The following is a 24,783-nucleotide window of genomic DNA, read 5'->3' on the forward strand; positions in this document are numbered from 1 at the left end:
TCTACGCAAGCTTGTCTCCTAGAGAACGCACACATTCCATGGCTGTTGCAGTGGAAGCCCTGCTGAATTCTGGCATTAGTAAACCGGCGCGCTATCTGGGGCGGGAGTTTGGGGCGGTGCACAAGCCCTGGGACCAGGCGCAGGTGCGTTGGGTGCTGAGCTATCCCGAACTCTACGAGGTAGGGGCGTCCAATCTCGGCCATATCATTCTCTACAACATCATCAATGCCCAGCCGGGACACCTGTGTGACCGGGCCTATTTACCGGCACCAGACCTGGCGGCCAAGCTGCGATCCACCCAAACGCCCCTGTTTGCCGTAGAATCCCGTCGCCCCCTGGGGGATTTCGACATCATCGGCTTTAGTTTGAGCTATGAACTGGGGGCCACCAATATCTTGGAGATGTTGGATTTGGCGGGGATTCCCCTGACGGCGGCTGAGCGCCGGGAAGGACGTTACCCCTTAATTTTTGCAGGGGGACCGACAGCCACCGGTAACCCGGAACCCTACGCTGATTTCTTTGACTTTTTTGCCATCGGGGACGGGGAGGAACTGTTGCCGGAAATCGGGCTGGTGCTCCAGGAGGGGAAGGCGGCGGGCCTGTCGCGGGAGGCGCTACTGCTGGATTTGGCCCAGATTCCGGGGGTGTATGTGCCGGAGTTTTATGCGCCCCAGCCGGATGGAGCGGTGGTGCCCCGGCGCGATGATGTACCGGCCCGGATTCTACGGCGGGTGGCGACTCCGATGCCGGCCTATGGGATTGGCCTGGTACCCTACGTGGAAACGGTCCACGACCGACTGACGGTGGAGATTCGTCGGGGTTGTACGCGGGGATGCCGGTTCTGCCAGCCGGGGATGTTGACGCGCCCGGCCCGGGATGTGGACCCGGAAACGGTGGTGCGCACGATTGAGCAGGGGATGCGGGCGACGGGGTTTAATGAGTTTTCCCTGTTGTCGCTGAGCTGCTCGGATTATCTGTCGCTGCCGGCGGTGGGGTTGGAGATTAAACGGCGTTTGGCGGACCAGCCGGTGAGTTTGTCCCTGCCTAGCCAGCGGGTGGACCGGTTTGATGAACATATTGCGGAGATTGTGGGGGGAACGCGCAAAAGTGGCTTGACCTTTGCCCCGGAGGCGGGCACCCAGCGGCTGCGGGATGTGATTAACAAGGGGCTGACGAACGAGGAGCTGCTGCGGGGGGTGAAAACGGCCTGGGAGCTGGGCTGGGACCGGGTCAAGTTGTATTTCATGATTGGGCTGCCGGGGGAAACGGATGGGGATGTTCTGGGCATCGCCGAGACCCTAAAGTGGTTGCAGCGGGAATGCCGAGGCCTAGGTCGCAGGCCGATTGGGTTTAATGTCACGATTTCTAATTTCACGCCCAAGCCCCACACGCCGTTTCAGTGGCATTCGGTGGCGACGGCGGAGTTTATCCGCAAGCAGGAGCTGCTCCGGGAGGCGTTTAAGGGGGTGCGGGCGCTCAAGGCGAACTTCACGGATGTGCGCATCTCGGCGATGGAGGATTTTCTGGGGCGGGGAGACCGCTCGTTGGGGAAGGTGATCCGCCGGGCTTGGGAACTGGGGGCGGGGATGGATGCCTGGTGGGAATCCCTGGACCGGGCCTATGGGGCTTGGGAACGGGCTATTCACGAGGCGGGCCTGAGCTGGAAGTACCGCACCATTGAGCAGGGGCAGTGGTTTGCCAAGGTGGATAAGGACTATTTGCTGAAGCAGCCCCTGCCCTGGGACCACATTGATACGGGGATTGATAAGAAGTGGCTGGTGGAGGATTTGGAACGGGCGCTGGCGGCGGCAACGGTGCCGGATTGCTCCTTTGATGGCTGTTCCCACTGCGGGGTGTGTGGGGTGGACATGGGCCATAACGTCGTGGTGCCCCCGCCCCCTGTGCCGACGGAGAAAATCGCCCTGCAGATTCCCACCAAGCGGGTGCAGCGCCTGCGGGTGCGTTTTGGCAAGTTGGGGGAAATGGCCCTGCTGGGTCACCTGGATGTGCTGCGCCTGTTTGACCGGGCGGTCCGGCGGGCGCATCTACCCATTGCCTTTACGGAGGGGTTCCATCCCAGCCCCCGCATTGTGCCGGCGACGGCCTTGGCGTTGGGGGTGACCAGCACGGGGGAAATCATGGATTTTGAGCTGCACCAGGTGTGCGACCCCCAGGTGTTTGTACAGGCGTTGCGGGCCCAGTTGCCCCCGGAAATTCCCCTGTACGAGGTGGCGGAGGTGCCAGTCCATGCCCCGGCGGCGACCCAATTGCTGGCGGCGGCGGAGTACCGGTTGACTTTGGCGCTGGATGACCCGGAGGCCGAGGCGGATTGGCAGGGGTGGGTACAGGCCATCCTGGATGCCGAGGCGATGTGGTGGGAGGGGCAGCGGAAAAACGGTCAGCCCAAGCGGTTGAATCTGCGGGCGATGCTTAACCGGCTGGAGGTGTTGACAGCCAGCGCCCAGCAGGCGGAGGTGTTCTATCGGGGGGCTTTGTCCCCGGATGGTCAATCCCTGCAACCGGAGCAGGTGCTGTTTATGTTCCAGAAGGTGGGGTCGTCGGCGATGACCTTGGCCCGCGTTCACCGGGAGCGGGTGATTTTGCGTAGCGGTTAATGCTGGGGTTGGGGGATACGATTGCGGCGATTGCCACGGCTGTAACGCCGGAGCAGGGGAGTATTGCCATTGTGCGTCTGTCGGGGCAAGCGAGCGTCCCCATTGCCCGCCGACTGTTCCAGGTGCCGGGGAAGCAGGTCTGGGAGAGTCACCGGATTCTTTACGGCTATGTGCGCACGCCAGAGGGACAGGTAGTGGACGAGGCCCTGCTGTTGCTTATGCTGGCCCCCCGTTCCTACACCCGCGAGGATGTGGTGGAGTTTCACTGCCACGGGGGCATCGTGACGGTGCAGCGGGTGTTGCAGTTGTGTTTGCAGCAGGGGGCGCGCTTGGCCCGACCCGGGGAATTTACGCTGCGGGCGGTGCTCAACGGTCGGATTGACCTGACCCAGGCGGAGGCCATCGCTGATTTGGTTGGGGCTAAGTCGTCCCTGGCGGCGGAAATGGCCCTGGGGAGTTTGCAGGGGAAATTAGGGCAAGACATTCGCCGCCTGCGCCAAGAATGCATAGACATCCTGGCGGAACTGGAGGCCCGCCTAGATTTCGATGAGGATTTGCCGCCGTTGGATGTGCCGGCCCTGCAAGCGCGAGTGGCGGCGGTGTTGCAGGACATCGAACGGCTGTTGGCGACGGCGGAAGCGGGGCAGTGGTTGCGCCGGGGGATCAAGGTGGCGATTGTGGGGCGGCCCAACGTGGGTAAATCCAGCCTGCTGAATGCCTGGAGCCAGACCGACCGGGCCATTGTCACGGATTTGCCGGGGACGACGCGGGATGTGGTGGACGCCTACCTGGTGGTGCAGGGGATACCCGTGGAAATCCTGGACACGGCGGGGATTCGCCACACCCAGGACCCGGTGGAACAAATCGGCATTCACCGCTCCCGCCAGGCGATGCACCAGGCGGATGTCGTTTTATTGGTGATCAGCGCCGTCGAGGGCTGGACTGAGGCAGACCAGGCGCTTTATAAAGAGGTGCAGGGTCGGCGGGTGATCGTGGTGGTGAACAAGATGGATGTGGTTTCGACGCCGCCCCCCCTGCCGGCCGATGCCCAACCGGTGGTGTATCTTTCGGCCCTGCAGCGCCAGGGATTGGAGCAATTGGAAACGGTTTTGCTGGAGTACGTTTTCCAGGGCAAGGTACAGCAGACCAATCTCACCTACACCATTAACCAGCGCCAGCAGGCAGCCCTGATCCAGGCCCAACAGGCGCTGCAACAGATGCAGGCTACCATGGCCCAGTCCCTACCACTGGATTTTTGGACGATTGATTTGCGCTCGGCCATCCAGGCCCTGGGGAGCATCACGGGGGAAGAACTCACCGAAAGCATGCTGGACCAAATCTTTAGTAAGTTTTGTATTGGCAAGTAGGCCGGAGGTGGGGGGATGCTGGCCAACAGCGACTATCGCCAAATTGACCGGGAGCAGTTGGTGGATATGCTGCGCCACTACTGCCAGGTGAAGGACCAATACCAGCACGCACTCCTGCTGTATCGGGTGGGGGATTTTTACGAGTCGTTTTTCCAGGACGCCATTACGGTAGCCCGGGAGTTGGAACTGTATCTGACCAGCAAGTACGGGGGCAAGGAAATCGGCAAGGTGCCTATGGCCGGTATCCCCCACCACGCCCTGGAGCGCTATGCCAGCCAGTTGCTCAAAAAGGGGTACGCGGTGGCCATTTGCGACCAGACGGAGGATGCGGCCATTGCCGAGCGGGAGCGTCGCATGGTGCGCCGGGAGGTGACGCGGGTCTTTACGCCGGGAACGCTGCTGGAGGAGGCGCTCCTGCCGGCCAGGGAAAACAATTTTTTGGCGGCCCTGGTGTTGCAAGGGGACCAGTGGGGGCTGGCCCATGGGGATGTGTCCACTGGGGAGTTTCGGGTCACCCAAGGCCAGGGGCTGGAGACGCTCACCCAGGAGTTGCTGCGCCTGCAACCGGCAGAAGTTGTGATGCCCACGGAAGTCCCGGAGGCGGTCGGCCTGTGGCGCCCCGGAGAATCAGAGGGCAAAATTCCGGCGGGACTGCCCACCCACTTGACCTACACCCTGCAACCGGCCCGCTATTTTCACCTGGCCCAGGCGCGGCAACAGGTCCTGGATACCTACGGGCTAAAATCCCTGGAGGGGCTAGGGTGCGAGCATTGGCCCTTGGCAGTGCGGGCGACAGGGGGGTTGCTGGCCTATTTGGCGCAACACCAGGGCCATTACCACACGGGGCTGCAGTTGCCTACCACCTATTCCCTGAGCGAGTTCATGCAATTGGACCAACAAACCCGCCGGAATTTGGAATTAACCCAGACGGTGCGGGAAGGGTCGTTTCCGGGGTCCCTGCTATGGGCCATTGACCGCACGGTGACGGGGATGGGGGCGCGTCTGCTGCGGCGCTGGCTGCTGCAACCCCTGCTAGAGGTCTCGGCCATCAACGCGCGTCTGGATGCGGTGGAGGAGCTGGTCCACAAGGGGTTGTTGCGCCAACAGGTGCGGGAGCATCTTAAACAGGTGTATGACTTGGAGCGGTTGCTGGGGCGGGTGCAGGCGGGAACGGCCAACGCCCGGGATTTGCTGGCCCTGGCGGATTCCCTGTTGGCGGCCGGTCGCCTGGCCCAGGTGCTCGCCGACGGTCAGTCCCAGTATCTGCGGGAGTTGCAGGTGGTGCCGCCGGAGTTGGAGGCCCTGGGAGAGCGCATCCGCACCGCCCTGGTGGACTCGCCCCCGGTGACCCTGACGGAAGGGGGCCTGATCCGCGAAGGGGTGGACCCGGAACTGGACCAACTGCGGCAAACTCTGGCGGATGACCAAAACTGGATCGCCCAACTGGAGGTGACGGAAAAACAACGCACCGGCATCCCGACCCTGAAAGTGGGCTACAGTAAAACCTTTGGTTATTACATCAGCATCACGCGGGCCAAAAGTGAACAGGCACCCCCGGACTACATCCGCAAGCAAACGCTCACCAACGAGGAGCGCTACATCACCCCGGAACTCAAGGAACGAGAGATTCGCATTCTCAACCTGCAAGGAGAAATCCAGCAGCGGGAGTACGAGTTGTTTGTGCAATTGCGGCAGGCGGCGTCCCTCCATCAGCATCTGATTCGTCCCCTGGCCCAAAAAATGGCCCAACTGGATGTGCTGGCGGGGCTGGCGGAGGTGGCGGTGATGCACAACTACCAGCGACCGGTGGTGGTCACGGGTCGGGAGTTGGTCATTCGGCAGGGACGCCATCCGGTCGTCGAGCAGTTGTTGCCCGCCGGTTGTTTTGTCCCCAACGACACGGAACTGGGCACCGGCACGGATTTGATGATTCTCACGGGTCCCAACGCCAGCGGCAAAAGTTGTTATCTGCGGCAGGTGGGCCTGATTCAGCTCCTGGCGCAAATCGGCAGTTTTGTCCCGGCAGCGGCAGCGAAAGTCAGCATCTGCGACCGGATTTTTACCCGGGTGGGGGCGGTGGATGACCTGGCCACCGGACAGTCCACCTTTATGGTGGAGATGTGCGAAACGGCCAACATCTTGCACCACGCCACGGACCGCTCCCTGGTGTTATTGGACGAAATCGGGCGGGGGACAGCCACCTTTGATGGCCTGGCCATTGCCTGGTCGGTGGCGGAATACTTGGCTGCCTATGTGCGTTGCCGGGCGATTTTTGCCACCCACTACCACGAACTCAATCAGTTGGCCAACACGTTGAAAAACGTGGCGAATTACCAGGTGGTGGTGCAGGAGCTGGCCGACCAGATTGTGTTTTTGCACCAGGTGCGACCGGGGGGAGCAGACCGTTCCTACGGCATCGAAGCGGCTCGGCTGGCGGGGTTGCCCCCTTTAGTGATCAACCGTGCCCGGGAGATCATGCACCGCCTGGAGAAACACTCCCAGATCACCTTGGGGGATGAGCCGGTGCAGGGGGAATTGCCCTTGTTTGCCCCTAACGTCGCCGACTGATTTCTGTGCCCTGGTAGTAGTACTGGAGGATTTGCTGGTAGGTGTAGCCCCGCTGGGCCAGGCTGTAGGCGCCCCACTGGCTCATGCCCAGACCATGTCCAAAGCCCCGCCCCTGAAACGTAAAACCGCCCGGTGTAGAGTTGAGTAAATCAGCGCTGGCAAGATCGCTGGGGGTGGGTGTCACCGTAAACAAGGTGCTGCGCAGGTCCAGTAACTGGCGGAGTTCTGCACCTGTGAAAACGCGACTGCCTTGGGTACCCGTCACCCGCACCTGGAGTACGCGACCGCGCGGCGTGGTGCGCTCGGTGGTGAAACCCGTCACCTGGCCAACGCCGGGAATCAACCGGCTCAGCTCTGCCGGGGTAAAGGTCTTCTGCCAGCTGTATACAGGGGATTCCTGGTCAAAGTCAGGCACCCCCCGCAGGTAAGGCCGGGGCGACGACCAGATGTCTTCTACGTTTTCCGTGTGACCCCCCGACGCTGCGTGATAGACCGCTTCAATGATTTGCCCCCGATAAGTAAGCACTTGACCGGCCGTTGCCAACACCGCTTCCCGGGTGCGGTCGGATTCGCGGCTGTAGCCCTTGTAGGCTTGCCAGGTGACCGTGCGGCCCACGTCAAAATCCGGGTCAGCGGGACGGCGCATGCGGTACAGGACAAAACTGCGCGCAGCTACTGCCTGGGCCTTGAGGGCTTCCAGGGGCCAGTCAGGGTACATTTCCGACCCCACCACGCTGTAGAGGTACTCCTCTAGGGGCACGTGGTTAACCGCCAGCAGACCATCGGCGCGGGCCACCAAGCGCAGGCGACCCCGATACCAGTCATCGCTGATATAGACAAAACCACCATCAGTAGGGCGCACCCACAACACCCGTCCCTGGTAGGTATGCAGCCGGACCTGTCCCCCCTGGAGTTGGGCACTGAAACCCAGCATGGGTGGCAAAGGTCCCAGCGGCCGTCCTGCCCCATCCGTGACCACCGCCGCACCGGAAACCCCCACCCGGATGGCCCGAGCATTTTGCTGGATGGCCACCCGGACCTCGGTAGCCCAGGCGACCGTCACCGTGCCCAGGGTAATCACACCGGCGATGACCGTTGCCCGCCACCAGTGCCAGCCCATACTGACCTCCCAACAAACTGCCCAAAAGTATAACAAGACACGCCAGTGGGTACAATCAAGGGGGTTGGTGTCTAGGCAGGGGATGGTTTTCCATCGTCGCTTACCCGCCGAATGGGAGCCTCACCAGGGTACCTGGCTTTCTTGGCCCCACAATCGGGAGACCTGGCCGGATTTGCTAGCCCAGGCGGAACAGGCTTTGGCTCAAGCTGTTGGATACCTGCGCCAGGGGGAAGTGGTCCACATCAACGTCCTGGACGACACCCACCAGGCCCACGTGCAGACCTTAGTCGGCGATGGCCCTAACGTGCACTTTCACCAGGTGCCGACGAACGACGCCTGGTGCCGGGACCACGGCGCCATCTTCGTCCTAGAAACCACAGAGACGGGCCAACGGTTGGTGGCCACCGGTTGGCAGTACAACGCCTGGGGCGAGAAATACCCCCCCTGGGACCGGGACCGGCAAGTCGCCCGGCGTATGGCGGAAATTCTGGGGGTGCCCTACCTGCAGCTAGACCCTGTCCTGGAGGGGGGAGCGATTGAATCTAACGGTGACGGCGTACTGCTAGCTGCCAAGTCCTGCTTGCTCCATCCTCGGCGCAACCCCGGCTTTACCACCGCCACCTGGGAACGGTATTTCCGGGAATACTTCGGGGCTGAGCGAGTGTTTTGGCTGGATGCGGAAATTGCCGGCGATGACACCGACGGCCATGTGGATGTGACCACCCGGTTCGTGGCGTCAGATGTCCTAGTAGCCGCCCGCGAAACCAACCCCCAGGACCCTAACCACCCAGCCCTAGAGGCCAACTGGCACCAATTGCAGACTCTAGCCCAGGCCCAGGGATGGCAACTGCTGGCCTTGCCCATGCCCCAACCCGTGATCCATCGCGGCCAACGTCTCCCCGCCAGCTATGCCAACTTCTACATCGGCAATACCGTCGTTCTGGTGCCCACCTTCAACGACCCCCACGACCGCGTTGCCCTGGACCTACTGCGGGACTGCTTCCCCAACCGAGACGTGGTGGGCATAGACAGCCGCGCCCTTATTGAAGGGCTGGGGGGACTCCACTGTCTGACCCAACCGGTGCCCGCCCTTTAGGTCACCCGGCCATCAGGCATGGTTGTTTGGTAAAGCATCGCCCCGGTGAAATTCGCCCCCCCAATATCTGCCCTCCACAAATTCGCCTGGCTCAGGTCCGCCTCCCGCATATCCGCTTTCGTGAGATAGGCTTCCTGGAAAACGGCCTGGACCAGATGGGCCTGGCACAGGTTGCTTAAGGTCAAGTCGGCGCGCGTGCCTTTGACCTCGTCCATCTGGCAGCGCAGGAAGATGGCTTTGCTGGCTTTGGCTTCTGTGAGATTGGCCTGGCGGAAATCGGCATCGGTGCAATCCGTCTCTAGCAACCCAGCCCGCACCAGTTGCGCCCGATTCAGACGCGCCCGGTGTAAAATGGCCTGGCTCAAATCCGCCTCGTGGAGATGGGCTTCCTCCAAAATGGCGTGACTGAGGTTAGCGTTGGCCAGGAGACTGTTTTGCAACTTTGCCCCCTTGAGATTGGCCCGGCGCAAATCCGCCCAGCCCAAATCGGCTCCCCGCAAATCCGCCCCTTGCAAATCGGCCCCCTGCAAATCCGCCCGCCGCAGATTCACCCGTTCACTTCCCCCTTTGGTGGCCCTCCCCAGGTTGGCTCCCCGCAGGCAGGCTCCCCGCAAATTGGCACTGGACAGATTCGCCCCCCGCAAATCCGCCTCCACCAAACTGGCGTCCAAGAAATTGGCAAAGATGGCGTGGGCGCGGGATAAGTTTGCTCGGTACAGGACACTGCCGTGGAATTGAGCTGCGTTGAGGTCACAGGCCGACAAATTAGCCTGGGCCAGATAGGCACCGCTCAAATCAGCCTGGCTGAGTTTGGCCTCTTGTAAATCCACCCGGCTGAGGTAGGCAAACACCAACTCGGCGCTATGCAAATCACAACGGCTGAGATTGACATTGATCAAATCAGCCTGGTTCAGGCGAATCCCCCGCAGGTCCAGACCGGCAAAATTGCTCTCCCCCCGGCTGTAACGCTGTAGCAGTTCGGCCGCCTCCATGACTCACGACTCCCCCCGGTCGAGACGGTCCATAACTTGGGTCAATCGCTCGGCAATCGCCTGCACCTGGTAGACAAATTCCCGCAGGTAACGGTAGCGCAGAGTTGGCGGTAAACCCTGAGCAGCTGTCTCCAAATCCCCCTCCAACTGGCGAAAGACCCGTTCGATATACTCCACCACCTGCCCAACGGCAGCGCTTACCCGCTGGCGCAATTCGCTGGCGGTGGACAACTCCCGCTGCAACACATCGCTCACCCGCCCGGGGGTAACATCCGGGGGCGTCACCACCGGCATCACCTGGGATTCGGAGCCGATGACCACCACCGGTTCCGGAGCCGGTTCGACTAGGGGCGGCGCATCTCCAGGGACCGGTTCCCCGTCGTCGGCCACGGTGGGCTGCTTGTGCAACCGTTGATAGACCGGTTGGAGCACTTCCCGCAGCGTTCCGGCCACTTGCTGGTATTCCTCCGGTTCGTCCATTTGCTGGGCCGTGGCCTCCAGGCGCTGACAGAGTTCCTGATAGTCGGGGAACGCCAGCAACAAATCCCGTAGGAGCCGTTCCAACTCCAACCCCTTGACCATCAACCAGGGCGCCGTCAACAACATGTCCCCCTGCCGCAACATCCGAGCGATCAGGATTTTCAGGCGCAAAGGATTGGTGCGGTTAACCAGTTCTAGGCGCAGGTCAAACCATTCCTGGGGCGGTAGGATGGTGGCCTGATCCGGTGGGGTTTGGGTGCGAAACCACTCGGTGGGGTCCTCATCGGGATACAGCACCGCCATGGCCCGCAGGATGGTTTCCGCCACCGGCATATACTCCACCGGCTTATTCAAACTCCGCACCAGGTTTTCCAGGGTCGGGCGCAACTCCCGCATGGTAGGCCGCACCTCCAGGGTTTTGGCCACCAGGTCCCGCAGGTCAATAGCCGCCAACTTATCGGCCTGGGTCTCCCAGGTACCCGTGCAGGCAAAAATCAACAGTTTTTTGATCCGCAGGTAATGCGGACTCTGTTCCAGTTGGGCAGCCACGCTGGCGATAGCAGTTGCCTCGACCAGGGTCATTCACTCCCCCCCATCTACGGCTGCCGCTGCTGGAGTTGTTGGCGTCCCTGATGCACCCGCTGGAGATTTTCCCCCAGCACCTGTTCCAGCAGGGTCAACACCTGGTGGGCATAAGTCTGGGCGCCCTGGATGAGCTGTTGCCGTTCCGCCTCCGCCTGCTGCCGTTGCCGGGCCAGTTCCTCCTGGGTTTGCTGGCGCAACTGCTGCAACTCGGCAATGGTGCTCTGGCGCAAGGCCGCACATTCCTGCTGCACCTGATGCCGTAACCGCTGGGCCTCCTGCTGCGCCTGCTGCAAAATCACGTGCTGATCCAGCAACCGGGCCGCCTGTTGTTCCGCCTGGAGCACGATGTGTTGCGCCTGGGTCTGGGCATGCCGTAAGATTTGGTCCCGCTGCTGCAACACCTGTTCCGCCTCCAGCACCAGCGCCGGCAGGTTATGGCGAATGTGGTCCAACTGGGCAAAAATCATCTGCTCGTTCACCAACACCCGGCCACTGAGGGGCACCCGCGGGCTATCGGCCACCAGGATTTCCTCCAGGCGGTCCAACTCCTGGCGTAGGTGCAAAATGGCCAGTTGGGTTACGTCGTTGACAGGTGAGGTCGGAAGCATTGTTCAATCTCCGCAACCAGGGATGGGGGAACCAGATGGTCAATACTGCCGCCAAAGCGGGCAATCTCCTTGACCACGCTACTACTTAAAAAACTGTACTCGGTGGTGGTGGTCAGAAAAACCGTTTCGATCTCCGGCGCCAGGGAGCGATTGGTGTGGGCCATCTGCAACTCGTACTCAAAATCCGACAGCACCCGCAGCCCCCGCAGGATCACCCGCGCCTGGCGCTGCCGCGCATAGGTCACCGTCAACCCATCAAAACTATCCACCTCCACATTGGGCAAGTGGGCCGTCGCCTGTCGAATCTGCCGCACCCGCTGGGCCACCGAAAACAGGGGCTTTTTACTGGGGTTGGCCAGGACCGCCACAATCACCCGGCCAAACAACTGACTCCCCCGCTCGATAATGTCCAAGTGGCCGAGGGTAATAGGGTCAAAACTACCAGGATAAACCGCAATCGGCAAGCCTTTTTCATCCATAGCCTGACAGCTAGCTTAGCATCCCGGCCCAGCCCCGGCCAAGAGTCCTACTCCCGGTGCAATTGGATACGCGGGTCCGCCCACTGCAACAGCACGTCCGCCAGCAAATTCCCCAAAACCAACATCACCGACCCCAGCAGCAAACTGGCCATCACCAGGTACACATCCTGGGCCGTCACCGCCTGTAAAATCAACCGCCCCAGCCCCGGCCAATTGAAAAAATACTCAGAAATAAACGCCCCACTCAGCAGAGAAGCAAACTCAAACCCCAGCAGCGTGATCAAGGGATTAATGGCATTGCGCAGGGCATGGACATAGATCACCCGGTTCTCCAGCAGCCCTTTAGCCCTAGCAGTACGGATGTAATCCTGGCGCAACACCTCTAGCAAATTCCCCCGCATCAGCCGCTGCAACCCGGCAAAGCTAATGATGGTTAGCGTCAGCGCCGGCAAAAACAAATGCCAAAGCACATCCAACACCTTACCCAGCAGCGTCAAATCCTCAAAGTCCAGGCGCGTCATATCCCCCACCGGAAACCAGCCCGTGCGCTGGGCCAAAAACAGCAACAGCAAACCCGCCACAAAACTGGGAAACCCCTGGGCGATGTAGCTGAGGCCCTGTAGGCAATAATCCAGCCAGCGGTTTTGGTGGACCGCCGCCACGATCCCCAGGGGTATCGCCAACCCCCAGGTCATCAGGAGCGATGTCACCGCCAGGAGCAACGTCGCCGGCACCCGTTCCCACAGCAGCAGGGCCACCGGTCGCCGATAAACAAAACTCTCCCCAAAATTCCCCCGCAGCACTTGCGACAGCCAACGGACATACTGTTCCACCGGCGATTTATCCAACCCAAATTGCTGGCGCAGCGCCTCCACCGTCTCCGCCGAAATCGTAGGATTTTGCTGCAGAGTGTTCAGGTAATCCCCCGGCGCCAGTTGCAGGATAGCAAAGGACAAAGCCGACGCCAACAACAGGGTCAACACCGCTTGCAACAGGCGTTTTAACCAGTAGTTCCTCACCAGGCGGGCCACCCATCTATTCATAGGTCACCAGGGTTTCGATGGCCGTTTGGGGCAAGCGTTGGCGTCCCCCCAAGTAGGCCAATTCAATGATGAACCCAAACCCCACCAGTTCCCCTTGGGCCTGTTGCACCAGTTCCCCCACCGCCCGGGCCGTGCCCCCCGTCGCCAGCAAGTCATCCACCACCAACACCCGTTGGCCTGGGCGAATCCCATCTTGGTGAATCTCCAACTGGTCCGTGCCGTACTCCAAGGCATATTCCCGGCGATGCACTGGCCCTGGTAACTTCCCCGGCTTGCGCACCGGCACAAACCCACACCCCAGGGCGTAGGCAATCGGCACCCCAAAAATAAACCCCCGGGATTCCGGCCCGACGATCACCTCCACCCCCCGTCCGCGAAACCGCCGCGCCAGTTCATCGATTGCATAGCGCAGCCCCTGTGGGTGGGCCAGCAGCGTCGTGATGTCCCGAAAGATGATCCCCGGTTGGGGAAAATCCGGCACGTCGCGAATCAGCGCTTTTAGGTCCATAGCCGTCCAAACAGGGCCACCGGCTTTTTATTATGCCTGATGGGGACGCGGGGGATGTTGCGCCAGCGCCATTTGCAGATAACGCCCCGTGTGGGAATGGGGATGTTGGGCCACCTGCTCCGGCGTTCCGGTTGCGACAATCTCACCGCCCTGATGTCCTCCTTCTGGCCCCAAATCGATCACCCAATCGCAACAGCGGATCACATCCAAATTGTGCTCAATCACCAGCACCGTATTCCCCTTATCCACCAGGCGTTGGATCACCTCCAGCAACCGATGTACGTCATAAAACGACAAACCGGTGGTGGGTTCGTCAATCAAATACAGAGTCCTACCGGTGGCCCGCCGCGACAGCTCCGTCGCCAGTTTGATGCGCTGGGCCTCCCCCCCCGACAACGTAGGCGCCGGTTGCCCCAGCCGGATATAACCCAGCCCCACATCCACCAGGGTTTGCAGGCGACTGACCGCCTGGGGAATAGCGGCAAAAAACTCGCAGGCCTCCGCCACCGTCATATCCAACACATCGGCGATGGATTTGCCCTTGTATTTCACCTCCAACGTCTCCCGGCTGTAGCGCTGGCCCTGGCACACCTCGCAGGTCACATACACGTTGGGCAGAAAGTGCATCTCAATGACATTCACCCCTTGGCCCCCACAGGCCTCGCAGCGCCCCCCCTTGACATTAAAGGAAAAATGGCCCGCTTTGTAACCCCGCGCCTTGGCCGCCGGTGTCTCGGCAAAAACGGCCCGAATGGCATCAAAGGCCCCTGTGTAGGTCGCCGGATTGGAGCGGGGCGTCCGCCCGATAGGAGACTGGTCAATCACGATCACCTTATCCAAGGCCTCCAATCCTTCAATCGCTCCCAATTCCGCCGGAAAGGGCACCTTGTGACCGAAATGGTGCGCCAAGGCCGGATAGAGCAACTCGTTGACCAACGTGGACTTCCCCGACCCAGACACCCCCGTCACACACACAAACATCCCCAAGGGAATCTCCACGTCAAGGTGTTTTAGGTTGTGGCGGTGGGCATCCCGCAGGCGCAGGACTTGGCCATTGCCCGGACGACGGCACGCCGGCGTAACGATTTCCTTGCGGCCCGACAGGTAAGCCCCCGTGATGGACTCCGGGTGCTCCAGGATGTCTGCCAATTGTCCCTGGGCAACGATGCGGCCGCCGTGCACCCCCGCCCCCGGCCCAATATCCACAATGTGATCAGCGCTGCGGATGGTCTCCTCATCGTGCTCCACCACGATCAACGTATTGCCCAAATCCCGCAGGCGCTTGAGCGTGGCCAGCAGCCGGCTGTTATCCCGCTGGTGCAGTCCGATACTCGGCTCATCCAACACATACAGCACCCCCGTGAGTCCCGAACCGATTTGGGTAGCCAGCCGAATACGCTGGGCCTCACCGCCGGAAAGGGTCATCGCCGAGCGGTCCAGGGTGAGATAATCCAGCCCCACATCCACCAGAAACTGCAGCCGCGCCCGGATTTCCTTGAGCACCAGGTGGGCGATTTGGGCTTGGCGGGGCGTAAGTTCCAGGCGCTCCAGCAACTGCAAACACTCCTGCACCGAAACGCCCGTGAAATCCGTAATGCGGTAGCCCCCCACCCGTACCGCCAGCGCCTCCGGTTTCAAACGCGTACCGTGGCAAGCTGGACAAGGGGAATCGAACCGGTACTGGTCCAGCTTTTGCTGGATCAACTCCGACGTCGTTTCCCGATATTGCCGCTCCAGCAGGTTCAGCACCCCCTCATATGTCTTCCAATAGCCCTGGCGGCCATTTCCCAACCAAATCGGCTCCGGCGCCCCATACAAAATGATCTCCTGCTGCTGGGGCGTCAGTTGACACCAAGGAGTGGCCAAGTCAAAGCCGTAGGCAGCCCCCAAGCTATCCAGCAGCCCCAGGTAGTAGTCATGGGGTTTATCCGACCAAGGGGCAATCGCCTGGTACAGGGGCAGTTTGGGATTGGGAATCACCAACTCCGGGCTAAAACGCCGCAAAAACCCCAACCCATGACATGCCGGGCAAGCACCGTAGGGCGAATTAAAAGAAAACAACCGGGGGGACAACTCCGCCATCACCGCCCCATGTTCCGGACAGGCAAATTTCTCCGAAAACACCCAATCCCGCCAGGCGTCCCCCTCCTGAATACTGGCAATGACCACCCCCTCTCCCTGCTGCAAGCACGTCCTCAGGGAATCCACCAAACGGCTATACACATCCGGTTTCACCACCAGCCGGTCCACCACGATTTCCAGGCGATGGCTGTGGTTTTTCTCCAGGGGTGGCACCTCCTCCAGGGCATACACCTGGCCGTTGACCCGCACCCGGGCAAACCCCTGCTGGGCGATTTGGGCCAACAGTTTTTGATGGGTGCCCTTTTTCCCCCGCACCACCGGCGCCAGCAGTTGCAACCGCGTCCCTGGAGGTAAGCTCAAAATCTGGTCAGCGATTTGGTCCACCGTTTGGGGGCTGATATTGCGGTCGCAGATGGGGCAATGGGGCACCCCCGCCCGGCCAAACAACAAGCGGAAGTAATCGTAAATTTCCGTGACCGTGCCCACCGTCGAGCGCGGGTTATGGGACGTGGATTTTTGGTCAATGGAAATCGCCGGACTCAAGCCCTCGATGGCATCCACCTCCGGCTTATCCAACTGCCCCAAAAACTGGCGGGCATAGGCGCTCAAAGACTCCACATACCGCCGCTGCCCCTCAGCAAAGATCGTGTCAAAGGCTAGGGATGACTTCCCCGACCCCGACACCCCCGTAAACACAATCAACCGGTTGCGGGGCAAATCCAAATCAATATTTTTCAGGTTGTGCTGGCGGGCGCCCCGGATGCGAATCACCTCGCCGCTGCCGGCTGTCATAGAAAAACTTAGCGACCCCTAGGCCCCCAACAGCTTAAACAGCAACCCATTGAGCACCGCCAACAAGATAGGGCCAATGAAGGCGCTCACCCAGCTTTGCAACCGGAATCCCTTCACCACAGCCGCCGCGATGGCAAAGATCAAAGCGTTGACCACCAACGTAAACAGCCCCAACGTCAGGATATTCAAAGGCAACGTCAGCACCAGCAACAACGGGCGCACCAGGGCATTGAGCAACCCCAGCACCAGCGCCGTCCACAAGGCCGTGCCAAACCCTTCTATCCGCACCCCCAGCGGCAGTCGGGAAATAATCCACAAACTCAGCGCATTCACCACCCACGTCACCAGCAACTTCGTCAACATGACCGCTCCTTATCCTTCTTGCCGACGTGCTCCAGCAACAACTCCCGCAAATAGGCCCTGGCCTGCTCCCGACTTTCATTATACAGAGCCAAAAACCGCGCCTTCTTTTCCGGCGTATCCAGCAGGTCCCGATTGGCCCGGGCTACGGCCTCCCCTGCCCATTGGATCGCCCCCTCCCCCGAGTAGTACTGGCTGCGCACCGACGCAATACAGGTTTCCAGGCTGGGCTTCTGGTGGAACACGCGGGTATGGTTGGCCATGCGCAGGGCGTCCCGCTCCGGGTCAATCCGCCAGTTACCCTGTTCATCCTGCTGCCAGAGATTGGCCTTAGCGTTAGCCGCCTCCTGGTCCTCCGCCGCAAACTGCCGCATCCCCGCCGAGCGCCGGATATTGCCCGCCACCACCGTCGCCGCCGCCTCATCAATCAGCAGACAACACTCCAGGGGCGTCAACTGACGACCCACCGCCTTATTGAGAATGCGCGCCACCCGGGGAAACAACGGTGGCAACAAGGCCGGGTTGGCAATCCCCCCAAACCCCTTGAGCGGTTCCCCCTGGGGCCGCACATGGCTCACCTCCACCGTAACCTGCCAAACGCCGCCTTCTACCGGCTCACTGGCCAGCTCCAGCAGAGCCTGGTAGGCCTGCACCCAGCCCTGGCGCGAATCCCCCACCCGGATCGTCACCTGCGTCCCCTGGCGTTCCACCTGCGTCTGTTGCAGGCGTTGCTCCGGCGGCACCTCCCCCGGTTGGCCCACCACCTGCACCTCCAGGCGGGTGGTAATCGGCGGCAACTGCTGCACATACCAAGGTTCCAGCACCGCCCCCGTACCGGCCCCCTGCATCGCCAAATCCATCATCAGCCCAAAGCTATGCCAGTCCACGATCCGCTGCGACGTACAGTTATAGGCCCCGGAAAAATTCTCCGGCTGGTGAATCCAATCCGTGCCCCCCACCCACAGCCAGCGACCGGAAGTCAGGGCCTTGAGTTGTTGTTGCATCTCCAGCACCAGCGCCTTTTCCTCCGGCGTAAAACGCCCTAAAACCGCCAAATCCTCGACTGTACGCTGACACACCTGGGTCCAGGACTCCCGCTGCCCATTGACCCGGCGGCTGTAGGTGCGGAAAAAGACCGGATAGGCGCAAGGGGCCTGCAACGGTAGGTTGGCCTCGGTCATGCTCGGTTTGCCACAACACCATCAGCACTATAGCGTATCCCGGTGGCCGTGCGCAGGATGCCCCTAACCCTCTAGGATAGTAAGTATTCGTAACCAATTGATCGAATTTTGCAACTTCCATGACCGGCGAATCCTATCTCAATCATCCCAACTTTGGTCTGCTTTACCGGATTTGCCGCTTGGGAGATGGCAGCGAACTCTACATGACCCTCTATGCCCATCGTCTGTTTTTTCAGGTGCGCTCCCAGGGAGACGCCTTGGAAATTGAACCCGTCAGCCGGCACCAGGCCAAAATGCTCATCGAGATGCACCTGCGGGACCTGCGGCGACTCGGTAAACTTCAGGAGTACCAAAAGCTCCAGCAGTGGGAAAAACGCCTGTGACCCCCGAAGAACAACTGGCGCAAAATTGGGAACGCCTGCGCCTGCAAATTCCCCCCCAGGTGCGGGTGGTAGCGGTAACCAAACAGGTACCGGTGGAACTAATCCGCCAGGCCTATTACCTGGGGTTACGGGATTTTGGCGAAAACCGCATTCAGGAGGCCATCCCTAAAATCCAAGCCCTCCAGGATTTACCCGGCATCACCTGGCACTTTATTGGGCATCTACAACGCAACAAAGCCCGCCTGGCCTTGGAATATTTCCCCTGGATTCACAGCGTGGACGACCTGGCTTTAGCCCAACGGCTCGACCGGCTAAACGCCCAGTTGCACCAGCCCGCCCAATTACTCCTGCAGGTGAAACTCCGCCCCGACCCCCACAAATACGGCTGGCAGGTCCCCGATTTGCTCCAAGCCATCCCCGCCTTGCAGCAACTCCAGCACGTGGCCCTTAAAGGGCTTATGACCATTGCCCCTTTAGGTTTATCCCCCACCGAACTGCAGGCCCTATTTCGGGAACTGGTGGCCCTAGGGCAGCAGCTTTGCGACCGCCTGCCGATTCAGGAGTATTCGATGGGTATGTCTGATGACTACCCCTATGCCATTGCCGCCGGGGCCACCATGGTGCGTTTAGGACGCTGTCTGTTCGGTGAACGACCGACCGCCCCTGCCGGCTACCCCCTTAAAAACTTGTAAAAATCCTTCGCCCCGTCCCCTGTCCATCCCTATAATGACCCAAAGTCCGTCGGTCTGCATCCACCCTGTAGCCGATTAGAGCGATCAATATGTTGAATTTTGTGACAAAAAAGGTTAGGGTTCAGGTATCATCCATTGTATCGAAGTACATTGGTAGGCCGATACCTGTACCATCACTGGCTGGGTTGACAGGTCAACGTTCGACAACGGACGGGCGCTGCCAATGGCGGGTGACCAACTCGCTTCCTCAACACATGCGATGTTCCTCCTTCCTCACTGTTGACCCCTACCTTTAGGCCTGTGGCAGGAGTGGATCTTCCATGCAAATGCTGAAGCGCTTGCGCGAATGGGTCAGTTTGGGGGAGCCGGTGGAGTATGATTATGACCCCGGTCAGCATCCGACCTCCCCACCCCCCATGACGCCACCGACGACCGAGCGCCGCGACGCTCCCCGTCGGCGGGAACGTCCCTCGATGACGACTGCTTCTGAACCTTCTACCCCGAAAACGCCCATGAACAACGTGATTGGTTTACCCACAGCCCACAACCAGCCCTTTGAGGTGGTGGTGATGGAACCTCGCTCTTTTGAGGAGATGCCCCAGGCGATTCAGGCCCTGCGGGAGCGCAAATCGGTGGTGCTCAATGTCACCCTGATGGAACCGGAGTTGGCCCAACGGGCGGTGGATTTTGTTGCCGGCGGCACCTACGCCATTGATGGGCACCAGGAACGTTTAGGGGAAAGCATTTTCCTGTTTACCCCCAACGGCGTACAGGTCACCACCCGTACTTCGGTACCCAACCCAACCCCCATGGAAGCCCCCAATCCCCTACGGAATACGCCCCCCATCTGGACACCAGAGGCGATGCCGGCCTACTTAGCCCAGTAGCCCCATGACCTATCGGTTGGGGGTCATCGGCGGGGGTGTCCTGGCAGAAGCCCTCGTCAAAGGACTGTTAGCCGAAAATATCTATCCTCCTGCGACGATCCTGGTCAGCCATCCCCGGGCGGAGCGACGGCAGTATTGGCAAGAGACCTATGGGGTGGTGGTCAGTGGTGACAACCGGGCAGCGGCGGCAGCTACAGAGGTTGTGTTAGTGGCCGTGAAACCCCAACAGTTTTCCCAGGTGGTGCCGGCCCTGAGTTCTGTCCATCCCCAGGCGGTGTTGGTATCGGTCTTGGCCGGTCTGTCCCTGACGACCTTGGAGCAGACGGTTCCCGGAGCAGTCTGGGTGCGGGCCATGCCGAATACACCAGTGCGGGTACGGGCCGGGATTACCGCCCTCGCCTGGGGCAGTCGGGTGAATGAAGTCCAAAAACAGCGGGTCGAGCAACTGTTTCGGGCCGTCGGTCAGGTGGTGGTTGTACCGGAAACCTATTTGAATGCTGTGACGGCGCTGGCGGGGTCAGGACCGGCCTATGTGGCTGTGCTACTGGAAGGCTTGATTGATGGGGGAGTGTTGGCGGGCCTACCCCGGGCTTTGGCCACCCAGTTGGCGGTGCAAACCCTGGCGGGAACGGCGGCCATGCTCCAGCAACCGGGGATAACGCCGGCGGATGTGAAGGCCCAGGTCATGAGTCCCGGGGGGACAACGGCAGCCGGCCTCTTGCCTTTGGAAACCCAAGGGGTGCGCGGCATCCTGATGCAAACCGTACAGGCGGCCTATCTACGGGCGCAGACGCTGGAACAAGCTGGTTAGGGTAGCTTTTCCAGGAGAGCATCCCGCTGGTGGCGGATCTGGCTAGCTTGGGGTTGCAGGGCCAAAGCCTTTTCAAAACAGGTCAGAGCCTCCGGATAGCGCTGGCCATGGCTGAGGGCAACCCCTAGGTGATACCAGGCTTCCCAACGGTCGGGTTGTCTTTGGCTGGCCTGCTGGTAGTACGCCAGGGCCTGATCCCACTGGCCTAACCGCTGCCAAACCTGGCCCAGGAGTAAACAATCGTCGGCCTGGAGGGTGGGTTGGTCAGGCTGGAATTGGGCCAGTTGTTGTTCCAGGTCCCTAGGTAGGGCGCTGTCGCTTTGGGTCAACCACTGGCGCAGGCGTTCCAAGACCGGTTGGGGGGGGGGAACGACGGTCATGGCTTCCGTGGCTTCGGCCAGGGTATGCAGCCGTTTTTGCCATTCCTGCTCCAGGGCTTGGCGGGTTTGGGTGGCCAGGGCAGCCAGGGTGATTTGGTAGTGGGTGAGTTGCTGGGCCAGCACTTCCGCCACGATGGTCTCCGCCTGGGTGCGCATGGGTTTTTGGGCCTGGTCAGCCGCCATTTGCACCAGTTGCTGAAGAATACTGCGGCGCAACCACCATAAACCCAGCCCCGTCGCTATCGGCAGCAACACCAGCACCAACAGCAACAGGTTAAGCAGTAGGGTCGTGTGGCGAAAGGCTCGGTCCACCTCCATTTGCACCACTTCTTGCCAGGGCCGGAAGGTACCGGGTTCAGGACGATGGCCGCCCCCACCCCCGCCTTGGGCCAGCACCGGTCTGACTGTCAGCAGGACGGTCAATCCCAGCCCCCACCATCGTTGCATAGGCTATCGCTGCTTTTTTTTCATCTTAGCGTCGGGTGCAGGGGGTCAAAAGACACAGTAAAATGCGAAGGGATGGTGCTTGCGATGGTTATGTCCCTTTGCCCCGTTCCCCTCGACCAGCAACCCCTCCAGGAATATCAGGCTCTACGGGACTCTTGGTTCTACCAATGGCCGGCCTTGAGTTGGGGCGCCTACGGGCGACGGTTACTGTTGGCGGCGGGTTTGGGGGCACTGGTGGCCATTCCGGTGGCAGCGGCCAGTTTTGACCCTGGACGGCAGCCTTGGTTATTCGGTTGTGCGGCGGTGGCGGGGGCGGCGGTCTTGCCCAGCTTATTGTTGCTGCAGTTGTACCTGGGGTGGCAGTATGTCCGCCAACGATTGGCCAGTCGCACGATCGTGTATGAAGAGTCGGGCTGGTATGACGGTCGGACCTGGGAAAAGCCACCGTTGGTGTTGGCCCAGGAGCGGTTGGTCAGTCGGTATCAGGTGGAACCCCTGTTGCGGCGATTGCAGTGGAGTTTAGCGGGCATGGGCCTGCTGTACGCCGCCGTCGGGGGATTGGGGTGCCTGTGTCGTTAAGCCGGGTGAAACGGACCCAAGCCGAACCCTTGACCGTCCACTTACTGCGGGAGGGGATTCCCGAATCGGTGCATTACGTCCATGCCACCTTGACCGATGAACGGGGCCGCCTTCTGGCCGTGGCCGGGGATGCCGAAACCACTACCTTCGCTCGCAGTAGTTTTAAGCCCTTTCAGGCCCTGGCGGTGGTCAGCAGCGGCACCCTAGAGCATTTTCGCCTGGGCGACCGGGATTTGGCGGTCATTTGCAGCTCCCACCAGGGGCAGATTGCGGCGGTACGCCAGGTGTTTCGCATCCTCTGGCAGGCGGATATTGACCCTGCAGAACTCCAGTGCCCTGTTCCCCCGGGCAAGCGCAGCCGGTTGGAACACGGTTGTTCGGGTAAGCATGCGGGGATGCTGGCGGTTTGTGCCCGCTATGGTTGGCCGCGCCACACCTATCTCCAGCGACAACACCCGGTGCAGGAGTTAATCCTCGGTCAGGTGGGGGAGTTGCTCGGCGTCCCGGGGGTGGAATTTATCGCTGTCCATGACGACTGCGGCGCACCGACTTATCTGTTACAACTGCACCAACTGGCGGCCCTGTACAGTCACCTGGCGGCGGGGCAACACCTGGGGCTGGCCCAAATTACCCGGGCGATGACCCAACAGGCCGATCTGGTGGCCGGGTCAGGGCATTTTGATACCGAGCTGATGCAGTTGACCCAAGGAACGGTGGTCAGCAAAGCCGGCGCCGAGGGGGTACAATGCCTGGCGAACTTAGAAACGGGCATGGGTCTGGCGATTCGGGTACTGGATGGGGCCAGACGGGCCAAATACGCCACCGCTATTCACCTGCTTCACCAATTGGGGTGGATTTCCCCGACGACTCGGGAACGCCTGGCCGAACAATTCGTCCAGTTGAGTCCGTACGTGCGCTTGGAGGTGCAGGGGGAACTGTCCCTCCTGTGAAGGACTTGCCATCTAGGGAGCGCTCGCGTTATGATTAATACCTGCACCGCGGGGTAGAGCAGCCTGGTAGCTCGTTGGGCTCATAACCCAAAGGTCACTGGTTCAAATCCAGTCCCCGCAATCGAGTTACCCTGGGTTGATTGAAGCGAAGGGGTGGGTGGGTGGCCCGCTTCGACTACCATAGGGAGCAGGCGATTCTTTTGGCATGGGGTGCCAGGGTGTTTAAGAAATTATTAATTGCCACGGATTTGCGGGATGGGTTGCATCGGTTATTGCGGTTTGTACCGGCGTTGGGGGCGGGGGGAATCGAGGCGGTCACCTTTGTGCATGCGGTGCCCTACCGGGATACGGGTGTGCGCATCAAGGAGGACTTGGAGGCCCTAGCGGCGGCGCGGGCGAAATTGGTACTCCCGGCGGACACGGGGGGGGTGCAGGTGCAGAGCCTGGTGCGTTCGGGTAAACCGGCGGATGTGGTGAGCCAGGCAGCCCAAGAAGTCGGCGCCGAACTCATCCTGTTGGGGACGCAACAGCGCAATGTCCTGGCCGAAAAGATCCTGGGGAGCGATGCTTTGGCCCTGATGCGCCGGTGCGACCTGCCTTTGATGATCATGCGCCCGCAACTGGTGCAGGTTTTGACCGCTGAAGAGCTGGAACTGCGGTGCCGTCACCTGTTCTACCATCTCCTGTTGCCCTATCGCGGGTGTCCGGAATCCAAACATTTACTGGCCCAAGTCCTGGACCGCCTGCAGAAAGTTGCCCATCCCCGGGTGGAAACCTGTCATCTGGTATGGGTTGTGGAGGATCCGATTCGGCGGGACTATGACCCGGACCCCCAGGAAATTGCCCGCGCTGAACGGGAACTGGATCAAGTGGCCACCCAGTTGACTCCCTATGTTCCCCACGTTCACACCCATGTGCGCACTGGTAACCCGGTAGAGGCCATCCTGGAACTGGCCCAACTCTTAGACATCAGCGCCGTGACCTTGACCGAAGCCAACATGACCAATCTGTGGAATTTGTCCCTGCCGTTGGGGGGCGAGATGCTGCGGCGTTTTCCCTATCCCCTGATCCTCTTTTCGTCCCCCGAGAAATAGGGGCCATTCGTCCCCGGGATAGCTACAGCATAAGCAACAAAAAATGTCCAGGAGATGGCTTGCTCCCGAACATGTATCGTTGGGGGTATTGATTGGACGATGTTGCTGGGATGCCCTATGCCCTTAGCGGTTAAGGATGGCCGTCTTGGTTAGAACAAGGTATTGATGGCTGCACCGCTGCGCTCCAACCTGTTGTTGGTGGTTCTGCAGTCATCGTTGCCGGGGTTGCCGTCAATGTAAATGTCGGGGTCGTAATTAATGGTGACCAAGTAGGTGGGGGGAAATTCTCCTTCGGCAGGGGAGGAGCTATTCCAATCCCGCTCAAAAATGACCTGGACTTGTTCGCCGGGGGCTAGGTTTAGGAAAGGTTGTTGGGCAACCAGGCGAGCCGGGGACCCCGGTACCTGTTCGTAGAGGGCCACGATTTGCTGGTTGGGGGCTGATTGATAGGGGGCGGACCCTTGATTGCGCACAACGCCGATAATTTGGACTTGCCCCCGAAAGCGACTGGTACGGTTGAGCAGCTTAAAGTTAATGGCCTGTACGGCCGGGTCAGGGCAGGTCAGGGAGGGCTGAGGTAAACGGGGTCGTGGCAGCACCGGATTCCGAGGAATGGTCACCTGGGCAACTCCCGGCCGAATTCCTAGGGTCAAGAGGCTGGTGGCCAACAAAACAGTAGATACA

At 60.7% G+C, this 24,783-nt stretch carries 23 protein-coding genes and 1 tRNA gene; 12 read left to right on the forward strand and 12 right to left on the reverse strand.

The window, feature by feature from the left end; all coding sequences use genetic code 11:
- Nucleotides 1-38: 38 nt before the first annotated feature.
- Genes Q6L55_02475 through mutS form a run of 3 tightly spaced genes read left to right on the forward strand, consistent with a single transcriptional unit; the run spans nucleotide 39 to nucleotide 6,550 of the window.
- Nucleotides 39-2,615, forward strand: coding sequence for a TIGR03960 family B12-binding radical SAM protein (locus Q6L55_02475; GenBank protein MEN9257585.1), 2,577 nt, complete (start codon nucleotides 39-41; stop codon nucleotides 2,613-2,615).
- The gene (mnmE, locus tag Q6L55_02480) at nucleotides 2,615-3,982 is read left to right on the forward strand and encodes a tRNA uridine-5-carboxymethylaminomethyl(34) synthesis GTPase MnmE (GenBank protein MEN9257586.1); all 1,368 of its coding nucleotides are present in this window, start codon (nucleotides 2,615-2,617) and stop codon (nucleotides 3,980-3,982) included. Before Q6L55_02475 ends, mnmE begins: the two co-directional genes overlap by 1 nt.
- A gap of 15 nt (nucleotides 3,983-3,997) precedes the next feature.
- Nucleotides 3,998-6,550, forward strand: coding sequence for a DNA mismatch repair protein MutS (gene mutS, locus Q6L55_02485; protein MEN9257587.1), 2,553 nt, complete (start codon nucleotides 3,998-4,000; stop codon nucleotides 6,548-6,550).
- Here mutS and Q6L55_02490 read toward each other — a convergent pair.
- Nucleotides 6,534-7,670, reverse strand: a complete 1,137-nt coding sequence (locus Q6L55_02490) for a SpoIID/LytB domain-containing protein (protein MEN9257588.1) — start codon at nucleotides 7,668-7,670, stop codon at nucleotides 6,534-6,536. The genes mutS and Q6L55_02490 overlap by 17 nt on opposite strands.
- Nucleotides 7,671-7,752: 82 nt before the next feature.
- Here Q6L55_02490 and Q6L55_02495 point away from each other — a divergent pair, with 82 nt between their 5' ends.
- Nucleotides 7,753-8,766, forward strand: a complete 1,014-nt coding sequence (locus Q6L55_02495) for an agmatine deiminase family protein (GenBank protein MEN9257589.1) — start codon at nucleotides 7,753-7,755, stop codon at nucleotides 8,764-8,766.
- Here Q6L55_02495 and Q6L55_02500 read toward each other — a convergent pair.
- Genes Q6L55_02500 through Q6L55_02540 form a run of 9 tightly spaced genes read right to left on the reverse strand, consistent with a single transcriptional unit; the run spans nucleotide 8,763 to nucleotide 17,876 of the window.
- Entirely contained in the window at nucleotides 8,763-9,758 is a 996-nt protein-coding gene (locus tag Q6L55_02500; protein ID MEN9257590.1) for a pentapeptide repeat-containing protein, read from the reverse strand. The two genes, Q6L55_02495 and Q6L55_02500, sit on opposite strands and share 4 nt — an antisense overlap.
- 3 nt (nucleotides 9,759-9,761) lie before the next feature.
- The gene (locus tag Q6L55_02505; protein ID MEN9257591.1) at nucleotides 9,762-10,820 is read right to left on the reverse strand and encodes a hypothetical protein; all 1,059 of its coding nucleotides are present in this window, start codon (nucleotides 10,818-10,820) and stop codon (nucleotides 9,762-9,764) included.
- Nucleotides 10,821-10,834: 14 nt separating this feature from the next.
- Nucleotides 10,835-11,431 (reverse strand): hypothetical protein, encoded by a 597-nt coding sequence (locus Q6L55_02510; protein ID MEN9257592.1) that lies wholly within the window; start codon nucleotides 11,429-11,431, stop codon nucleotides 10,835-10,837.
- On the reverse strand, nucleotides 11,401-11,910 hold the full coding sequence (gene coaD, locus Q6L55_02515; protein ID MEN9257593.1) for a pantetheine-phosphate adenylyltransferase: 510 nt from the start codon (nucleotides 11,908-11,910) through the stop codon (nucleotides 11,401-11,403). Before coaD ends, Q6L55_02510 begins: the two co-directional genes overlap by 31 nt.
- Nucleotides 11,911-11,957: 47 nt before the next feature.
- Entirely contained in the window at nucleotides 11,958-12,953 is a 996-nt protein-coding gene (locus Q6L55_02520; GenBank protein MEN9257594.1) for an ABC transporter permease, read from the reverse strand.
- Nucleotides 12,946-13,461: an adenine phosphoribosyltransferase gene (locus Q6L55_02525; protein ID MEN9257595.1), complete on the reverse strand. Its 516-nt coding sequence runs from the start codon at nucleotides 13,459-13,461 to the stop codon at nucleotides 12,946-12,948. The genes Q6L55_02520 and Q6L55_02525 overlap by 8 nt, the downstream gene beginning before the upstream one ends.
- A 30-nt stretch (nucleotides 13,462-13,491) precedes the next feature.
- Complete coding sequence (gene uvrA / locus Q6L55_02530; GenBank protein ID MEN9257596.1) at nucleotides 13,492-16,335, reverse strand: excinuclease ABC subunit UvrA; 2,844 nt, start codon at nucleotides 16,333-16,335, stop codon at nucleotides 13,492-13,494.
- An 18-nt stretch (nucleotides 16,336-16,353) separates the two neighbouring features.
- Nucleotides 16,354-16,698 (reverse strand): phage holin family protein, encoded by a 345-nt coding sequence (locus Q6L55_02535; GenBank protein ID MEN9257597.1) that lies wholly within the window; start codon nucleotides 16,696-16,698, stop codon nucleotides 16,354-16,356.
- On the reverse strand, nucleotides 16,692-17,876 hold the full coding sequence (locus Q6L55_02540; GenBank protein MEN9257598.1) for a hypothetical protein: 1,185 nt from the start codon (nucleotides 17,874-17,876) through the stop codon (nucleotides 16,692-16,694). Before Q6L55_02540 ends, Q6L55_02535 begins: the two co-directional genes overlap by 7 nt.
- A 119-nt stretch (nucleotides 17,877-17,995) precedes the next feature.
- On the opposite strand from Q6L55_02540, the gene Q6L55_02545 reads away from it, so the two are divergent.
- The 4 genes from Q6L55_02545 (at nucleotide 17,996) to proC (ending at nucleotide 20,649) form a co-directional block, all read left to right on the forward strand.
- Entirely contained in the window at nucleotides 17,996-18,259 is a 264-nt protein-coding gene (locus tag Q6L55_02545; protein ID MEN9257599.1) for a PipX family protein, read from the forward strand.
- A complete protein-coding gene (locus Q6L55_02550) occupies nucleotides 18,241-18,951 on the forward strand; it encodes a YggS family pyridoxal phosphate-dependent enzyme (GenBank protein ID MEN9257600.1) in 711 nt (236 codons plus the stop codon). The genes Q6L55_02545 and Q6L55_02550 overlap by 19 nt, the downstream gene beginning before the upstream one ends.
- Before the next feature lie 326 nt (nucleotides 18,952-19,277).
- On the forward strand, nucleotides 19,278-19,838 hold the full coding sequence (locus Q6L55_02555) for a cell division protein SepF (GenBank protein ID MEN9257601.1): 561 nt from the start codon (nucleotides 19,278-19,280) through the stop codon (nucleotides 19,836-19,838).
- 4 nt (nucleotides 19,839-19,842) lie between these two features.
- Nucleotides 19,843-20,649 carry a pyrroline-5-carboxylate reductase gene (gene proC, locus Q6L55_02560; protein ID MEN9257602.1) on the forward strand — a complete coding sequence of 269 codons (807 nt, stop codon included), beginning with the start codon at nucleotides 19,843-19,845 and terminating at the stop codon, nucleotides 20,647-20,649.
- On the opposite strand, the gene Q6L55_02565 is transcribed toward proC, so the two are convergent.
- Nucleotides 20,646-21,476: a tetratricopeptide repeat protein gene (locus tag Q6L55_02565; GenBank protein ID MEN9257603.1), complete on the reverse strand. Its 831-nt coding sequence runs from the start codon at nucleotides 21,474-21,476 to the stop codon at nucleotides 20,646-20,648. The genes proC and Q6L55_02565 overlap by 4 nt on opposite strands.
- Before the next feature lie 90 nt (nucleotides 21,477-21,566).
- On the opposite strand from Q6L55_02565, the gene Q6L55_02570 reads away from it, so the two are divergent.
- From Q6L55_02570 to Q6L55_02585, 4 genes are all read left to right on the forward strand, one after another.
- The gene (locus Q6L55_02570; GenBank protein MEN9257604.1) at nucleotides 21,567-22,055 is read left to right on the forward strand and encodes a CGLD27 family protein; all 489 of its coding nucleotides are present in this window, start codon (nucleotides 21,567-21,569) and stop codon (nucleotides 22,053-22,055) included.
- A gap of 5 nt (nucleotides 22,056-22,060) precedes the next feature.
- Nucleotides 22,061-23,005, forward strand: coding sequence for an asparaginase (locus Q6L55_02575; protein MEN9257605.1), 945 nt, complete (start codon nucleotides 22,061-22,063; stop codon nucleotides 23,003-23,005).
- 47 nt (nucleotides 23,006-23,052) lie between these two features.
- Nucleotides 23,053-23,126, forward strand: a tRNA-Met gene (locus Q6L55_02580).
- A 40-nt stretch (nucleotides 23,127-23,166) separates the two neighbouring features.
- Complete coding sequence (locus tag Q6L55_02585; GenBank protein MEN9257606.1) at nucleotides 23,167-24,099, forward strand: universal stress protein; 933 nt, start codon at nucleotides 23,167-23,169, stop codon at nucleotides 24,097-24,099.
- 149 nt (nucleotides 24,100-24,248) lie between these two features.
- Here Q6L55_02585 and Q6L55_02590 read toward each other — a convergent pair whose 3' ends face one another.
- Nucleotides 24,249-24,719 (reverse strand): hypothetical protein, encoded by a 471-nt coding sequence (locus Q6L55_02590; protein ID MEN9257607.1) that lies wholly within the window; start codon nucleotides 24,717-24,719, stop codon nucleotides 24,249-24,251.
- Nucleotides 24,720-24,783: the final 64 nt, after the last annotated feature.

It is taken from the genome of Gloeomargarita sp. SRBZ-1_bins_9 (assembly GCA_039794565.1).
Classification (GTDB): Bacteria; Cyanobacteriota; Cyanobacteriia; order Gloeomargaritales; family Gloeomargaritaceae; genus Gloeomargarita.

What these genes read in the sequence shown, in the direction of transcription:
- Q6L55_02475 (MEN9257585.1), top strand. Translation starts at nt 39, where the DNA reads ATGGCTGTTGCAGTGGAAGCCCTGCTGAATTCTGGCATTAGTAAACCG.
- mnmE (MEN9257586.1), top strand. Translation starts at nt 2,615, where the DNA reads ATGCTGGGGTTGGGGGATACGATTGCGGCGATTGCCACGGCTGTAACG.
- mutS (MEN9257587.1), top strand. Translation starts at nt 3,998, where the DNA reads ATGCTGGCCAACAGCGACTATCGCCAAATTGACCGGGAGCAGTTGGTG.
- Q6L55_02490 (MEN9257588.1), bottom strand. Translation starts at nt 7,670, where the DNA reads ATGGGCTGGCACTGGTGGCGGGCAACGGTCATCGCCGGTGTGATTACC.
- Q6L55_02495 (MEN9257589.1), top strand. Translation starts at nt 7,753, where the DNA reads ATGGTTTTCCATCGTCGCTTACCCGCCGAATGGGAGCCTCACCAGGGT.
- Q6L55_02500 (MEN9257590.1), bottom strand. Translation starts at nt 9,758, where the DNA reads ATGGAGGCGGCCGAACTGCTACAGCGTTACAGCCGGGGGGAGAGCAAT.
- Q6L55_02505 (MEN9257591.1), bottom strand. Translation starts at nt 10,820, where the DNA reads ATGACCCTGGTCGAGGCAACTGCTATCGCCAGCGTGGCTGCCCAACTG.
- Q6L55_02510 (MEN9257592.1), bottom strand. Translation starts at nt 11,431, where the DNA reads ATGCTTCCGACCTCACCTGTCAACGACGTAACCCAACTGGCCATTTTG.
- coaD (MEN9257593.1), bottom strand. Translation starts at nt 11,910, where the DNA reads ATGGATGAAAAAGGCTTGCCGATTGCGGTTTATCCTGGTAGTTTTGAC.
- Q6L55_02520 (MEN9257594.1), bottom strand. Translation starts at nt 12,953, where the DNA reads ATGAATAGATGGGTGGCCCGCCTGGTGAGGAACTACTGGTTAAAACGC.
- Q6L55_02525 (MEN9257595.1), bottom strand. Translation starts at nt 13,461, where the DNA reads ATGGACCTAAAAGCGCTGATTCGCGACGTGCCGGATTTTCCCCAACCG.
- uvrA (MEN9257596.1), bottom strand. Translation starts at nt 16,335, where the DNA reads ATGACAGCCGGCAGCGGCGAGGTGATTCGCATCCGGGGCGCCCGCCAG.
- Q6L55_02535 (MEN9257597.1), bottom strand. Translation starts at nt 16,698, where the DNA reads ATGTTGACGAAGTTGCTGGTGACGTGGGTGGTGAATGCGCTGAGTTTG.
- Q6L55_02540 (MEN9257598.1), bottom strand. Translation starts at nt 17,876, where the DNA reads ATGACCGAGGCCAACCTACCGTTGCAGGCCCCTTGCGCCTATCCGGTC.
- Q6L55_02545 (MEN9257599.1), top strand. Translation starts at nt 17,996, where the DNA reads ATGACCGGCGAATCCTATCTCAATCATCCCAACTTTGGTCTGCTTTAC.
- Q6L55_02555 (MEN9257601.1), top strand. Translation starts at nt 19,278, where the DNA reads ATGCTGAAGCGCTTGCGCGAATGGGTCAGTTTGGGGGAGCCGGTGGAG.
- proC (MEN9257602.1), top strand. Translation starts at nt 19,843, where the DNA reads ATGACCTATCGGTTGGGGGTCATCGGCGGGGGTGTCCTGGCAGAAGCC.
- Q6L55_02565 (MEN9257603.1), bottom strand. Translation starts at nt 21,476, where the DNA reads ATGCAACGATGGTGGGGGCTGGGATTGACCGTCCTGCTGACAGTCAGA.
- Q6L55_02570 (MEN9257604.1), top strand. Translation starts at nt 21,567, where the DNA reads ATGTCCCTTTGCCCCGTTCCCCTCGACCAGCAACCCCTCCAGGAATAT.